Origin of the sequence: Burkholderia sp. BKH01 (genome assembly GCF_025685725.1) — a bacterium.
GTDB lineage: Bacteria > Pseudomonadota > Gammaproteobacteria > Burkholderiales > Burkholderiaceae > Burkholderia > Burkholderia pyrrocinia_C.
On the sequence record NZ_JAOTQT010000038.1, the window covers coordinates 10,889 to 24,893 of the forward strand.

At 66.5% G+C, this 14,005-nt stretch carries 14 protein-coding genes; 11 read left to right on the plus strand and 3 right to left on the minus strand.

All coding sequences use genetic code 11. The features are described from left to right. Nucleotides 1-48 precede the first annotated feature (48 nt). On the minus strand, nucleotides 49-3,201 hold the full coding sequence (locus tag OEJ37_RS32845; RefSeq protein ID WP_263349162.1) for an Rne/Rng family ribonuclease: 3,153 nt from the start codon (nucleotides 3,199-3,201) through the stop codon (nucleotides 49-51). 724 nt (nucleotides 3,202-3,925) lie between these two features. Here OEJ37_RS32845 and OEJ37_RS32850 point away from each other — a divergent pair. From OEJ37_RS32850 to OEJ37_RS32865, 4 genes are read left to right on the plus strand one after another with little or no spacing between them, the layout of a single operon-like run. Then, nucleotides 3,926-4,930, plus strand: coding sequence for an RluA family pseudouridine synthase (locus OEJ37_RS32850; RefSeq protein WP_175945665.1), 1,005 nt, complete (start codon nucleotides 3,926-3,928; stop codon nucleotides 4,928-4,930). A 5-nt stretch (nucleotides 4,931-4,935) separates the two neighbouring features. Then, nucleotides 4,936-5,595, plus strand: coding sequence for an HAD-IA family hydrolase (locus OEJ37_RS32855; RefSeq protein ID WP_174417704.1), 660 nt, complete (start codon nucleotides 4,936-4,938; stop codon nucleotides 5,593-5,595). Next, a complete protein-coding gene (locus OEJ37_RS32860) occupies nucleotides 5,592-5,993 on the plus strand; it encodes a Rieske (2Fe-2S) protein (protein WP_263349165.1) in 402 nt (133 codons plus the stop codon). Before OEJ37_RS32855 ends, OEJ37_RS32860 begins: the two co-directional genes overlap by 4 nt. 12 nt (nucleotides 5,994-6,005) lie before the next feature. Continuing rightward, the gene (locus OEJ37_RS32865; protein WP_175945663.1) at nucleotides 6,006-6,998 is read left to right on the plus strand and encodes a S49 family peptidase; all 993 of its coding nucleotides are present in this window, start codon (nucleotides 6,006-6,008) and stop codon (nucleotides 6,996-6,998) included. 64 nt (nucleotides 6,999-7,062) lie between these two features. Here OEJ37_RS32865 and OEJ37_RS32870 read toward each other — a convergent pair whose 3' ends face one another. Together OEJ37_RS32870 and OEJ37_RS32875 are read right to left on the minus strand one after the other, a co-directional pair. Continuing rightward, nucleotides 7,063-7,785, minus strand: a complete 723-nt coding sequence (locus OEJ37_RS32870) for an SAM-dependent methyltransferase (RefSeq protein WP_175918901.1) — start codon at nucleotides 7,783-7,785, stop codon at nucleotides 7,063-7,065. Continuing rightward, nucleotides 7,782-8,414 carry a Maf-like protein gene (locus OEJ37_RS32875; protein WP_174417701.1) on the minus strand — a complete coding sequence of 211 codons (633 nt, stop codon included), beginning with the start codon at nucleotides 8,412-8,414 and terminating at the stop codon, nucleotides 7,782-7,784. Before OEJ37_RS32875 ends, OEJ37_RS32870 begins: the two co-directional genes overlap by 4 nt. Before the next feature lie 218 nt (nucleotides 8,415-8,632). Here OEJ37_RS32875 and OEJ37_RS32880 point away from each other — a divergent pair, with 218 nt between their 5' ends. From OEJ37_RS32880 to acpP, 7 genes are all read left to right on the plus strand, one after another. After that, a complete protein-coding gene (locus tag OEJ37_RS32880; RefSeq protein ID WP_263349167.1) occupies nucleotides 8,633-9,268 on the plus strand; it encodes a DUF177 domain-containing protein in 636 nt (211 codons plus the stop codon). A gap of 98 nt (nucleotides 9,269-9,366) precedes the next feature. After that, a complete protein-coding gene (gene rpmF / locus OEJ37_RS32885; protein WP_006759765.1) occupies nucleotides 9,367-9,546 on the plus strand; it encodes a 50S ribosomal protein L32 in 180 nt (59 codons plus the stop codon). 129 nt (nucleotides 9,547-9,675) lie between these two features. Then, nucleotides 9,676-10,782, plus strand: a complete 1,107-nt coding sequence (gene plsX / locus OEJ37_RS32890) for a phosphate acyltransferase PlsX (RefSeq protein WP_152855358.1) — start codon at nucleotides 9,676-9,678, stop codon at nucleotides 10,780-10,782. Further along, the gene (locus OEJ37_RS32895; RefSeq protein ID WP_175918899.1) at nucleotides 10,783-11,772 is read left to right on the plus strand and encodes a beta-ketoacyl-ACP synthase III; all 990 of its coding nucleotides are present in this window, start codon (nucleotides 10,783-10,785) and stop codon (nucleotides 11,770-11,772) included. It begins immediately after the preceding gene. An 83-nt stretch (nucleotides 11,773-11,855) separates the two neighbouring features. Then, nucleotides 11,856-12,788 carry an ACP S-malonyltransferase gene (gene fabD, locus OEJ37_RS32900; protein WP_263349171.1) on the plus strand — a complete coding sequence of 311 codons (933 nt, stop codon included), beginning with the start codon at nucleotides 11,856-11,858 and terminating at the stop codon, nucleotides 12,786-12,788. Between the two features lie 36 nt (nucleotides 12,789-12,824). After that, complete coding sequence (gene fabG, locus OEJ37_RS32905; RefSeq protein ID WP_174417697.1) at nucleotides 12,825-13,574, plus strand: 3-oxoacyl-ACP reductase FabG; 750 nt, start codon at nucleotides 12,825-12,827, stop codon at nucleotides 13,572-13,574. A 144-nt stretch (nucleotides 13,575-13,718) separates the two neighbouring features. Continuing rightward, complete coding sequence (gene acpP / locus OEJ37_RS32910; protein ID WP_004197638.1) at nucleotides 13,719-13,958, plus strand: acyl carrier protein; 240 nt, start codon at nucleotides 13,719-13,721, stop codon at nucleotides 13,956-13,958. The last annotated feature ends 47 nt before the right edge of the window (nucleotides 13,959-14,005 follow it).

Here is a 14,005-nt window from a genome sequence, read left to right on the forward strand (position 1 = left end):
GAAAAAGCCCGCCGGAGGCGGGCTTTTCCTGGTCGGGCGATGCGCCGATTAGTGGTGCGTCGTTTCGACCTGCTGCATCGGGGCCGTATCGGCCGGCGGCAGCACCTTGCGTTCGCGCGGCACGCGGGCCGGACGCGGGAGGCGCGACGCGGCTTCCTGTGCAGCGGCGAACTTGCCTGCGTCCGTGTTCACCCAGACGAGACCGGCCTGCTCCAGCACGACATCCAGGCTCGCCGAAGCGGGCGCGGCTACTGGTTGGACGGGCGCAGGAGCCGGTGCCGGTGCTGCAACGGCCTCGACCGGTGCGGCTTCGACATGTGCCGGCTCGACAGCCACCGGAGCGGCTTCGGTCGTCACGGCCGGTGCGGCCTGCTCGACGGGCGCGGACTGCGGCGCCTCGACAGCGGCCGGGGCCGCTGCCGGTACTGCCGGCACTTCGAACGCGTCGGTCGGCGAGACCGCGACCGGAGCCGGACCGGCTTCCGTGTCGACGGCCGGTGCGACCGGTGCCGGTTCCGCTGCTGCCGCGACGGCGACCGAGGGCTCGACCGGAGCGGCCGGAGCCGCTTCGACGTGTACCGGTGCCGGCTGAGCTTCGGCAGCGGCCGGTGCGGCAGGCTGCTCGACGGAAGCCTCGACGGATGCCTCGACAGCGACGGCGATGGCGCCTGCCGCGGCGACGGCCGGTGCGGCCGTGTGGGCCGGTTCGGCAGCGGCCGGTGCTTGCGGCGTCACGGTTTGCGCTGCGGTTTCGCCATCCGGGCCTTGTTCGGCCTGGTCGACGACTGCGCCGTCTTCGTCGCGCTCGCGACGACCGCCGCGGCGGCCGCGACGGCGACGACGACGTTCCTCGCCGTCACGCGCGCCGGCTTCCGCATCGGCTGCCAGCTCGGCGCCGGGCAGGGCTTCCGAAGCGGCCTTGTCGGCGTCCGGTTCCGGATGGTTTTCGCCACGGGTGACGGTCTCGAGCGTGGCCGCATGCTGGGTCGGCTTGCGGCGTTCGCCGCGCTCGCGACGCTCGCCGCGTTCCTGGCGCTCGCCACGGCCGGCTGCGTCGACGCCTTCCGGCTGCTCGGCGCGCTCGCGCGGTTCGCGATTCTCGCGCGGTTCACGCGGCTCACGGCTTTCACGCGGCTCGCGACCTTCGCGCTGGCCACGGCCCTCGCGACCTTCGCGGCCCTCACGACCTTCACGGATTTCGCGTCCTTCACGCGGCTCGCGACCCTCGCGCGGCTCACGGCCTTCACGCGGTTCGCGCACTTCCTTGCCTTCGCGCTCCTGGCGTTGCGGCTGGCCGCGGCCTGCTGCTGCCTGGTCGCGGCCGCCTTGCGCCTGCTGGGCGCCGCCGCGACGGTTGCGATTGCGATCGCCGCCGCGCTGCTCGGTCTTCTCGGTACGCTCGCGAGCCGGGCGGGCCGCCTGTTCCTTCGCCGGTGCCGGAGCAACCGGTGCGGGGGCCGGAGCCGGCGACATGCCGAACAGGCCCTTCAGCCAGCCGATGAAGCCACCGCTTGCCGCAGCGACAGGTGCGGGGGCCGGAACGGGCTCGACCGGGCGCTGAGGCGCCGGGCTCGGGGCGGGGCGCTCGGGCGTGATGCCCTTGACCGCGGCTTCCTGCTTCGGCTTCACTTCTGCCGTGCGCTTGCTGTAGCCGGTTTCCGACTCGAGTTCGCGGGCAGCTTCCTCGGCCATCTTCCAGGACGCGCGCGGATCGTCGAGGCGCGCGTCGTCGTGGCGCAGGCGCTCGAGCTTGTAGTGCGGCGTATCGAGGTGCTTGTTCGGGATCAGCACGACGCCGACCTTGAAGCGCGACTCGATCTTGTTGATTTCCTGACGCTTTTCATTGAGCAGGAAGGCGGTCACCTCGACCGGCACCTGGCAGTGGATCGCCGCGGTGTTTTCCTTCATCGCTTCTTCCTGAATGATCCGCAGGACCTGCAGCGCGGACGATTCGGTGTCGCGGATGTGACCGGTGCCGTTGCAGCGCGGGCAGGTCACGTGGCTGCCTTCCGACAGGGCCGGGCGCAGGCGCTGGCGCGACAGCTCCATCAGGCCGAAGCGGGAAATCTTGCCCATCTGCACGCGCGCACGATCATGCTTGAGCGCGTCTTTCAGGCGCTGCTCGACTTCGCGCTGGCTCTTCGCCGATTCCATGTCGATGAAATCGATCACGATCAGGCCGCCGAGGTCGCGCAGGCGGAGCTGGCGGGCGACTTCGTCGGCCGCTTCGAGGTTGGTGCGGGTCGCCGTTTCCTCGATGTCCGCGCCCTTGGTCGCGCGCGCCGAGTTCACGTCGATCGCGACGAGCGCTTCGGTGTGGTCGATCACGATCGCACCGCCCGACGGCAGCGGCACCGTGCGCGAGTAGGCCGTTTCGATCTGGTGCTCGATCTGGAAGCGGGAGAACAGCGGCACGTCGTCGTGGTAGCGCTTCACCTTCGACACGTTGTCCGGCATCACGATGTCCATGAACGCACGGGCCTGATCGTAGATCTCGGTCGTGTCGATCAGGATTTCGCCGATATCGGGCTGGAAATAGTCCCGGATCGCGCGGATCACGAGGCTCGATTCCAGGTAGATCAGCATCGGCTGGCCGGAGTTGCCGCTTTGCGACGCCGCTTCGATCGCGCGCCACAGTTGCAGCAGGTAGTTCAGATCCCACTGCAGTTCCTCGGCGCTGCGGCCGATGCCCGCGGTCCGGGCGATCATGCTCATGCCGTCCGGAATCTGCAGTTGCGACATCGTTTCGCGCAGTTCCTGGCGCTCGTCGCCCTCGATCCGGCGCGACACACCGCCGCCGCGCGGATTGTTCGGCATCAGCACGAGGTAGCGGCCGGCGAGCGAGATGAAGGTCGTGAGGGCGGCGCCCTTGTTGCCACGCTCTTCCTTCTCGACCTGGACGATCAGCTCCTGGCCTTCGCGCAGGGCATCCTGGATGCGCGCGGAGCGCATGTCGATGCCTTCCTTGAAGTACTGGCGGGCAACTTCCTTGAACGGCAGGAAGCCGTGGCGGTCTTCGCCGTAGTTGACGAAGCACGCTTCGAGCGACGGCTCGATGCGGGTGACGACACCTTTGTAGATATTGCCTTTGCGCTGTTCGCGCCCGGCTGTCTCGATGTCGATGTCGATGAGCTTTTGCCCATCGACGATGGCGACGCGCAGCTCCTCCTGCTGCGTCGCATTGAACAGCATGCGTTTCATGAACGACTCCAGGCGGCTCCGCAGCCGACGCCTCGCGGTTGTCAGTCGCGAGGGCGGAAACGACGGCAGGCCGCGCCTTGTTGTGTTGTCACGAGCACGCTGGAGCGGGAACGATGGCGGGGAGAATTGCCTGAAGAGGCGCTTGGGCCCGAAAGACGGGGCCGGCGGCCATAGGGCACCTGCGAATACGGCTTCAAAGCACGGCGTTCACACACCGCACGCTGCAAAAAAGCGCGCTAAGCCTGAGTCCGGGCATTGCCACGGGCGCGCGCAATGCGTCGCGCGCGCCGACGGGCGGCAGATGCTGCGGCTTGGGCCGCAGCGGGGAGTATCGAATCCAGCCCGACTTTCCCGCTTGGGGTGTACTTCCCTGGTTTGACGTCGCCAAGCCCCGCACGCTTCGCGGGGCCAAATCGGGCGCAACGCCGTAATATTCGCAACCGGCAGCCTGCGGACGCACTTCGCGCCGTCGGGCTGCCGATCAAATTCTTTTCAACCAACTTTCCGTTACCGCGGCGCCTTGCCGACCGAATCCGCCTGTGGGCGCGATCCTTGCCGACGGGCGGCGCCGTGCGTGCAACTTGCTGCATCTCTTTGATTAGGGGCGAGCAGCGGACCCCCGGCGCAAGTAAAATAATGGTTTCCGCTTGCGCCTTGCCCGACTCGGTCGGGGCCGGCCGGTCAGGCCACCCTCAACGTCAGGCTGGGCAAAATTATATTCAGTATGAATGAGTTAGGCAAAATATCCCAGAATTCGGTCGCAAGCGGCCAGGTATCGATGATCGAGATCGACGAAAACTCGGCCGGTCAGCGGATCGACAACTTCCTGTTGCGCGTCTGTAAAGGCGTGCCGAAAAGCCATATTTACCGGATCCTCCGCAGCGGCGAAGTGCGCGTGAACAAGGGCCGGATCGACGCGCAGTACCGCCTCGCGCTTGGCGACATGGTTCGCGTGCCGCCCGTGCGCGTGGCTGCGGCGGACCTCGCGCGCGCCGACACGCCCATCGTGCCGCCCGCGAATTTCGACGTGCTGTACGAGGATGACGCAATGCTCGTCATCGACAAGCCGGCCGGCGTTGCGGTACACGGCGGCAGCGGTGTCGCGTTCGGCGTGATCGAGCAGATGCGCCAGGCGCACCCGCGCGCGAAGTTCCTCGAACTCGTGCACCGGCTCGACCGTGAGACGTCCGGGATCCTGATGCTCGCGAAGAAGCGCACGGCGCTCGTGGGCCTGCACGAGCAGATTCGCGAGAACCGGATGGACAAGCGTTATTTCGCGTGTGTCCACGGCGAATGGCAGCCCGACTGGGGGCGCCGCCGCGCGGTGAAGGCGCCGCTGTTCAAGTATTCGACCCCGGAAGGGGAGCGCCGCGTGCGCGTGCAGGACGACGGACTGCCGTCGCATACGGTATTCAACCTCGTCGACCGCTGGCCCGACTACGCGCTTGTCGAAGCGGAACTCAAAACGGGTCGGACCCATCAGATTCGTGTGCACCTCGCGCATCTCGGCCTGCCGATCGCCGGCGACGCCAAGTATGGCGATTTCGCACTGAACAAGGCGCTGGCGCGCGCGAACGCGCAGCCGGCGTTGAAACGGATGTTCCTGCACGCGCACCGGCTGCGGCTCAACCATCCGCTGACCGGCGAGGCGCTGCAGTTCGATGCGCCGCTGCCGGACGAATGCCGGCGCTTCCTCGACCAACTCAGCGCACTGCGCGATACCGCCTGACCCGCATGGCTCGACAGCAATTTGACCTGATCGTCTTCGACTGGGACGGCACGCTGATGGATTCGACTGCGCATATCGTGCACAGCATCCAGGCCGCATGCCGCGATCTCGGCCTGCCCACGCCGTCCGTCGAGGCGTCGCGCTACGTGATCGGCCTCGGCCTGCGCGACGCGCTGCAGATTACCGCTCCGACTCTTAATCAATCCGACTATCCGCGGCTGGCCGAGCGCTACCGCTATCACTATCTGCTCGACGACCAGCGCATCGAGTTGTTCGCCGGCGTGCGCGAACTGCTCGCCGAGTTGCGCGATACGGGCTACCTGCTGGCCGTTGCAACCGGCAAGGGTCGGGTCGGGTTGAATCGCGTGCTTGACCAGTCGAAGCTGACGAGTGTGTTCGACGCGACGCGCTGTGCGGACGAGACGTTCTCGAAGCCGCATCCGGCGATGCTGCACGAGCTGTCCCGGGAGTTGGGGCAGGACCTCGCGCGCACCGTGATGATCGGCGACACGACGCACGACCTGCAGATGGCCGCGAGCGCCGGAGCGGCGGGTGTCGGCGTCGCATACGGCGCGCACACGGCCGATGCGCTGGCTGCGCTCGCGCCGCGCTTCGTCGCGCCGGACGTCGACGCGTTGGCCGCGTGGCTGCGGGAGCACGCATGAGCGCGGCGCAGGAAGCCGTGCGCGTGTGCGCATCGGACGCGCTGGCCGACGGCGGCGCCGGCGTGCGGGTCGACGCGACGCTGCGCGGCGAGCAGGCCGTCGTATTCTTCGTGCGCTACGACGGTCGCGCCTACGGCTACCTGAATCGCTGCGCGCACGTGCCGATGGAGCTCGACTGGTCCGAAGGGCAGTTTTTCGAGTCGTCGGGCCTGTACCTGATGTGCGCGACGCACGGCGCGATCTACGCGCCGGATACCGGCAAGTGCGTCGGCGGGCCGTGCCGCGGCGGCCGCCTGCGGCCGGTCGAGGTCGACGAACGCGACACGCCCGACGGGCGTGCGGTATTCTGGGTGCCCGACGCCGACCTGCGTCCTGCCGCTCCCGCCACGAACGACTGACGACAATACTGCATGGCCGACCAACCGAATTCCCCCGATTCCTCCTCCCGTCCCGACAGCCGTGAACCGAACTGGGAGCGCGCGGCGCTCGAGCGGATCGCGCTTGCGGCCGTGAAGGAACAGCGCGCGGCGCGGCGCTGGAAGATTTTCTTCCGCTTCGCGTTCCTTGGCGTGTTCGTGCTGCTCGCGTTCGCGCTGATCGATTTTTCGAGCGATTCGAAATTCTCGACGAGCGGGCGGCATACGGCGCTCGTGACGATCGACGGCGAGATCGCGGCCGGCGTCAATGCGAACGCCGAAGACATCAACACGGCGCTCGATGCCGCGTTCGACGACGACGGCACGGCCGGCGTCGTGCTGCGGATCAACAGCCCGGGCGGCAGCCCCGTGCAGGCCGGCATGGTCTACGACGAGATCCGGCGGCTTCGCGCAAAGCACCCGGACAAGCCGCTGTACGTCGTCGTGACCGACATGTGCGCATCGGGCGGCTATTACATCGCGGCCGCGGCCGACAAGATTTTCGTCGACAAGGCGAGCATCGTCGGGTCGATCGGCGTGCTGATGGACGGTTTCGGCTTCACCGGGCTGATGGGCAAGCTCGGTGTCGATCGGCGCCTGCACACGTCGGGCGAAAACAAGGGTTTCTACGATCCGTTCTCGCCGGAGACGCCGAAGATGGACGCGCATGCGCAGGCGCTGCTCGACCAGGTGCACGCGCAGTTCATCAATGCCGTGAAGGAGGGCCGCGGCAAGCGGCTGCATGAGACGCCCGACATGTTCTCCGGCCTGTTCTGGACCGGCGAGAAGAGCATCGAGCTCGGGCTCGCCGACGGCTACGGCACGACCGACACGGTCGCGCGCGACGTGCTGAAGGCGCCCGATCTCGTCGACTATACGGTGAAGGAAAGCCTGACGAACCGTGTCGCGCGCAAGTTCGGCGCGGCCGTCGGCGGCGCCGCGATGAAGGCGCTGACGGCCGGCGGCGCGTCGTTCAGCCTGCGCTGACCGGCGCGGGCGACGGGCGTCCGGCGGGGCGCGAGGGCCCGCTGGCCGCCCACCGGCCGCGGCTTCAGTTCGCGAGCAGCAGGAAGATCGCGGGGCGCTTGTGCAGATTCGGCGCAGGCGCCTTTTTCCAGTCCGCCACGGTGCGGCTCGCGATCGTCTCGGTCGCGAGGGTCAGGTCGGCTGCGACACAGATCTGCGTCGACGGCGCGCAGGTCGCAATCAGCGTGTCGAGCATCGCGTGATTCCGGTACGGCGTCTCGATGAAGATCTGCGTCTGGCGCGCCTTGCGCGACAACTGCTCGAGTTCGCGCAGGCGTTTCGCGCGCGCGGCCGCATCGACCGGCAGGTAGCCGTTGAACGCGAAGCTCTGCCCGTTCAGGCCCGACGCCATCAGCGCGAGCAGGATCGAACTCGGTCCGACGAGCGGCACGACCTTCACGCCGCGCTCGTGCGCGCGGCGTACCAGCAATGCGCCGGGATCGGCGACGGCCGGGCAGCCGGCCTCGGACACGAGGCCGGCATCCGCGCCGGCCAGCACGGGTGCGAGCAGCCGGTCGATTTCTCCGGCTGGCGTATTGACGTTCAACTCGCGGATCTCGATTTCCTGGATCGGACGCGTCGTGCCGATCTTCTTCAGAAAGGCGCGCGTCGTCTTCGCGTTCTCGCCGATGTAATAGCCGAGCGTGCCGGCCCGTGCCTGCACGGCCGCGGGCAGCACGGCGGCGAGCATCGATTCGTCGCCTTCGCCGAGCGTGTTCGGGACGAGATAGAGCGTACCGGCCGTCATGCGCGGTCTCCGCGGGTGGTTGCAAACAGCGGATATTCGGCAGCGCGCAGCATCTGCGTGAGCGCGATCAGCGGCAGGCCGACGAGCGCGGTCGGATCGTCGGAGTCGATCGCATCGAGCAGCGCGATGCCGAGCCCTTCGGATTTCGCGCTGCCGGCGACGTCGTACGGTGTTTCCGCGCGCAGGTACGCGTCGAGTTCGGCCTCGGGTAGCGAGCGGAAGCGTACGCGCGTGACGATGTCCTCGACCTGCGCTTCGCCCGTGCGGCTGTCGTACAGGCAGAGTGCGCTGTGGAATTCGACTTCGCGGCCCTGCATCGACATGAGTTGCGCGAGTGCGCGCTCATGCGTGCCGGGCTTGCCGATCTGGATTCCGTCGAAGGTCGCGACCTGGTCCGACCCGATCACGAGCACGCCGTCCGGCGCGTCGATCGTCGCGGCGACGGCGCGCGCTTTCGCGGCGGCGAGGCGCAGGGCGGTCGCGGCCGGGGTTTCGCCGTCGAGCGGCGTTTCGTCGAGGTCGGGCGACACGACGTCGAACGGCACGCCGAGGCGCTCGAGGAGCGCGCGGCGGTAGCGGGAACTGGAGGCAAGAATCAGCCGCGGCGGGCGGCAAACGGTATCCGGCATGGTCGGTTGGATCGGTGAGTCGTCAGGTGTTGCGCGGCGTTGCGCGGACGCAAGCTTAAGTGATTGACCGCAAAAGGTAAAACAGGTATGCTTTCCCGCTTTTCGTCGGCAGGCTTCCGTGGTGGCGCCTGCCGGGTCTTCGGAAGTAAAGTACGTCCCGTACGTGAGTGAGCGGCGCCAAGCCGGATCCGCAAGTCAGCCTGTAGGCAGGAGCGCACATGAACACTTCTTCTGGCAAACCTGCGGCGCCGCTTGATCCGCACGCGGTCGACCTGTTCGAATTCGCCCGCAGCGGGCGGCAGGCAGCAGGGGCGGTGCGCCTCTCGCAACTGCCGCGCATGTTAAACGAAGTGCCGATGGACGCGCCAGATCGCGACACGGTCTTCACGTGGCAGGCGGAAGGGTTCACGCAGAAGGAATTGCAGGACGACGGCGCCGATGGGCAGCAGCCGTACCTGCGCCTCGCGGTGCATGGCCAGGCATGGCTCACGTGCCAGCGCTGCATGACCCCGTACGACCAGGCGTTCGGTGTCGACATGGTGTACCGCGTCGTCGCGACCGAAGAAGAAGCTGAAGAATTTCCGCTCGACGACGATGAAGCCGATGTGATCGTGGGCTCGCGCCAGTTCGATCTCGTCGACTTGATCGAAGAGGAGTTGCTGCTTTCGTTGCCGCTCGTGCCCAAGCACGAGGTTTGCCCGGCAGTTCACGAAAGCCTCGTGTCGGGTGCGAGCGGTCCTGAGGAAGCGGCGGGCGAAGAGTCCGGCGAAGCCGAGGACGAAGGCAAACGGCCGAATCCGTTTGCAGCGCTGCAAGCGCTGAAGAAGGGCGGTGACGGCACCAAGAAACACTAAGCAGTTGTGGCGCGGGAAGGCGTAAGGGCTTTGGGCCAGGGTAGTTAAGCGCCGGATCGGGCTGTGTTAGAATCCGGAAAATTATTTAGGAGTTAGTCATGGCAGTCCAGCAAAACAAGAAGTCGCCGTCGAAGCGCGGCATGCATCGTTCGCACGATTTCCTGACGGCAACGCCGCTGGCAGTCGAGCCGAGCACGGGTGAAGTGCACCTGCGTCACCACGTCAGCCCGAACGGCTACTATCGCGGCAAGAAAGTCGTCAAGACGAAGAACGACTAAGCGTCAAGTCACGCGTTGCGCGCTACGTTCGCCGTTCGCGTGACAACTGGTTCGCTTGACACTTTCCTGGCGCAACAAAAAGGCGGCATTCAACTGCCGCTTTTTTGTGCCTGAAATTCGTCGCATTCCATGACCGTAAAGCTCACAATCGATTGCATGGGAGGCGACCACGGCCCGTCCGTGACCGTTCCCGCGGCAGTCAAGTTCGTCCGCGCGCATCCCGATGCGCACCTGATGCTCGTCGGCATCGAAGGCGCGATTCGCGCTCAGCTCAAGAAGCTGAAAGCCCTCGACGATCCCGCGCTGACCATCGTGCCCGCCACTGAAGTCGTGGCGATGGACGACCCTGTCGAGGTGGCGCTGCGCAAGAAGAAAGATTCTTCGATGCGCGTCGCGCTCAACCACGTCAAGGAAGGCGCCGCACAGGCCTGCATCTCCGCCGGCAATACCGGCGCGCTGATGGCCGTCTCCCGTTACGTACTCAAGACGCTGCCCGGCATCGAGCGGCCCGCGATCGCGTCCGCGCTGCCGAACCCGACCGGCTACACGATGATGCTGGACCTCGGCGCGAACGTCGACTGCGAGCCGCAGCATCTGCTGCAGTTCGCGGAGATGGGGCACGCGCTGGTGGCCGCGCTCGAAGGCAAGGAGCGGCCGACGATCGGCCTGCTGAACATCGGCGAAGAAGTCATCAAGGGCAACGACACGATCAAGCGCGCAGGCGAACTGCTGCGCGCCAGCACGCTGAATTTCCGCGGCAACGTGGAAGGCAACGACATCTACAAGGGCACCGTCGACGTGATCGTGTGCGACGGCTTCGTCGGCAACGTCGCGCTGAAGACGTCCGAGGGGCTCGCGCAGATGCTGTCCAACATCATCCGCGAGGAGTTCGGCCGTTCGCTGATGTCGAGGTTGATGGCGCTGCTCGCGCTGCCTGTCCTGATGCGTTTCAAGAAGCGCGTCGACCACCGCCAGTACAACGGCGCGGCGCTGCTGGGGCTGAAGAGCCTCGTGATCAAGAGCCACGGTTCGGCCGATGCCTACGCGTTTGAGTGGGCGATCAAACGCGGGTATGATGCCGTCAAAAACGGCGTGCTGGAGCGCCTCACGCGCGCGATGGCGGACAATTCGGCGTCGCTCGGCGACGGCGAACACGACGCGGGCGGCGCGGGCCATGCAAGCCCGGCCGCAGGCCATCACGCCGAACCTTCCGCTGCGCAATCCTCTAAAGCTTAAATGGCCCAATCGACCCTCTATTCCCGCGTGCTCGGCACGGGCAGCTATCTGCCGCCCGACCGCGTCACGAACCAGCAGTTGACCGATCGTCTCGCGAAGGAAGGCATCGAGACGAGCGATGAATGGATCGTTGCGCGCACGGGTATCCATGCGCGCCATTTCGCCGCACCGGACGTCACGACGAGCGACCTCGCGCTCGAGGCGTCGCGACGTGCGATCGAGGCGGCAGGTATCGATCCACAGTCGATCGACCTGATCATCGTCGCGACTTCGACCCCCGATTTCGTGTTCCCGAGCACCGCGTGCCTGCTGCAGAACAAGCTCGGGATCAAGAACGGCGGCGCGGCATTCGACGTGCAGGCCGTGTGTTCGGGCTTTGCGTACGCGATGGCGACGGCCGACAGCTTCATCCGCAGCGGCCAGCACCGCACGGCGCTCGTGGTCGGCGCGGAGACGTTCTCGCGCATTCTCGACTTCAAGGACCGTACGACCTGCGTGCTGTTCGGCGACGGCGCGGGCGCGGTGATCCTTTCCGCGTCGGAAGAGCCGGGCATACTCGGCAGCGCGCTGCACGCGGACGGCAGCTATTCGCACATCCTTTGCACGCCGGGCAACGTGAATCGCGGCGTGATCGAGGGCAGTGCATTCCTGTACATGGATGGGCAGGCCGTGTTCAAGCTCGCGGTCAACGTGCTCGAGAAGGTTGCGATCGAGGCGCTTGCAAAGGCGAATCTCGCGCCCGAACAAATCGACTGGCTGATTCCGCACCAGGCCAACATCCGCATCATGACCAGCACCTGCCGCAAGCTCGGCCTGCCGCAGGAGCGCATGGTCGTGACGGTCGACCAGCACGGCAACACGTCGGCCGCGTCGATCCCGCTGGCGCTCGACACCGCGGTGCGCGACGGCCGCATCCAGCGTGGCCAGCACGTGCTGATCGAAGGCGTGGGCGGCGGCTTTACCTGGGGCGCGTCGGTCTTCCGCTTCTGATCCGCGGCGCGCGACTGCTGCGCGCGGATCCCATCGGCGCGCCGTTCGTGCGCGCCGTCCGAATCGATTCAATTGGGGACGATATGAAATTTGCATTCGTTTTTCCGGGGCAGGGCTCGCAGGCGGTCGGTATGCTCAACGCATTCGCCGATCTGGCCATCGTGCGCGAGACGCTCCAGGAGGCCTCCGATGCACTCAATCAGGATCTCGGCAAGCTGATCGCCGAAGGCCCGGCCGAAGAGCTGAATCTGACCACCAACACGCAGCCCGTGATGCTGACCGCCGCGTACGCGTGCTATCGCGCGTGGCAGCAGGCGGGCGGCCCGGCGCCGTCGATCGTCGCCGGCCACAGCCTCGGTGAGTACACGGCGCTCGTCGCGGCGGGCGCGCTCGCGTTCAAGGACGCAGTGCCGCTCGTGCGCTTCCGCGCGCAGGCGATGCAGACGGCCGTGCCGGTCGGCCAGGGCGGCATGGCCGCGATCCTGGGCCTCGACGACGACACGGTGCGCGCAGTGTGCGCCGAAGCCGCGGAAGCGGGCGTCGTCGAAGCGGTGAACTTCAATGCGCCTGCGCAGGTCGTGATTGCAGGCAACAAGGCCGCCGTCGAGAAGGCGTGCGAGATCGCGAAGGCGAAGGGCGCGAAGCGCGCGTTGCCGCTGCCCGTTTCGGCACCGTTTCATTCGTCGCTGCTCAAGCCGGCATCGGACCAGTTGCGCGACTATCTCGTGAACGTCGACGTGAAGGCACCGCAGATTCCGGTCGTCAACAACATCGACGTCGCCGTGGTCAGCGATCCGGCCGCGATCAAGGACGCGCTGGTGCGCCAGGCCGCGGGCCCGGTGCGCTGGGTTGAGTGCGTGCAGCACATTGCCGGCACGGGCGTCACGCACGTGATCGAATGCGGTCCGGGCAAGGTGCTCGCCGGCCTGACGAAGCGCATCGACGGCAACCTGACGGGTGCGTCGGTTTTCGATCCGGCGTCGCTCGACGAAGCGCTCAAGCTGGTGACCGCCTGACGCGGCGCCTTTTCTCAAGAGACGGATATTCGATTCATGGAAAAGACTCTCGATAAACAGGTTGCGATCGTGACCGGCGCGTCGCGCGGTATCGGCCGCTCGATCGCGCTCGAACTCGCGCGTCTGGGCGCGACGGTGATCGGCACCGCGACGAGCGAATCGGGCGCTGCCGCGATCACCGCGGCGTTCGCGGAAGCGGGCGTCACGGGCCGCGGCGCGGTGCTGAACGTCAACGACGCGGCGGCCGCCGAGGCACTGATCGATGCGACCGTGAAGGAATTCGGTACGCTGAACGTGCTCGTCAACAACGCGGGCATCACGCAGGACCAGCTCGCGATGCGGATGAAGGACGAGGACTGGGACGCGGTGATCGACACCAACATGAAGTCGGTGTTCCGCCTGTCGCGTGCGGTGCTGCGCCCGATGATGAAGGCGCGCGGCGGCCGTATCATCAACATCACGTCGGTGGTCGGTTCGGCCGGCAACCCGGGTCAGGTCAACTACGCGGCCGCGAAGGCCGGCGTCGCGGGCATGACGCGTGCGCTTGCGCGCGAAATCGGCAGCCGCGGCATCACCGTGAACTGCGTCGCGCCGGGCTTCATCGACACCGACATGACGAAGACGCTGCCGGAAGAACAGCAGGCCGCGCTCAAGACCCAGATTCCGCTCGGCCGCCTCGGCAGCCCGGAAGACATCGCCCATGCCGTCGCGTTCCTCGCATCGCCGCAGGCCGGTTATATCACCGGCACGACGCTGCACGTGAACGGCGGCATGTACATGTCGTAACGATTTTCGTTTACTATCCGCGCCGTATCCCGTTTTTCAGGCGGATCGGCGCTTGATCGGCCATCAAGCCAACGCGCGTTTTGGCGTCAGCAAACCTGATAAAATGCGCGCACTTGTAAATCTGAACTTTCCCTCGGAGGGGTAATGGACAACATCGAACAACGTGTCAAGAAGATCGTCGCTGAACAACTGGGCGTCGCGGAAGCCGAGATCAAGAACGAAGCTTCGTTCGTGAACGATCTGGGTGCCGACTCGCTCGACACGGTCGAACTGGTGATGGCTCTCGAAGACGAGTTCGGCATGGAAATCCCGGACGAAGAAGCAGAGAAGATCACGACCGTTCAGCAAGCGATCGACTACGCTCGCGCAAACGTCAAGGCGTAAGCGCCTTTCGCGCTTGTCCGCCACGTCGCCGCGATCTTCGCGATTGA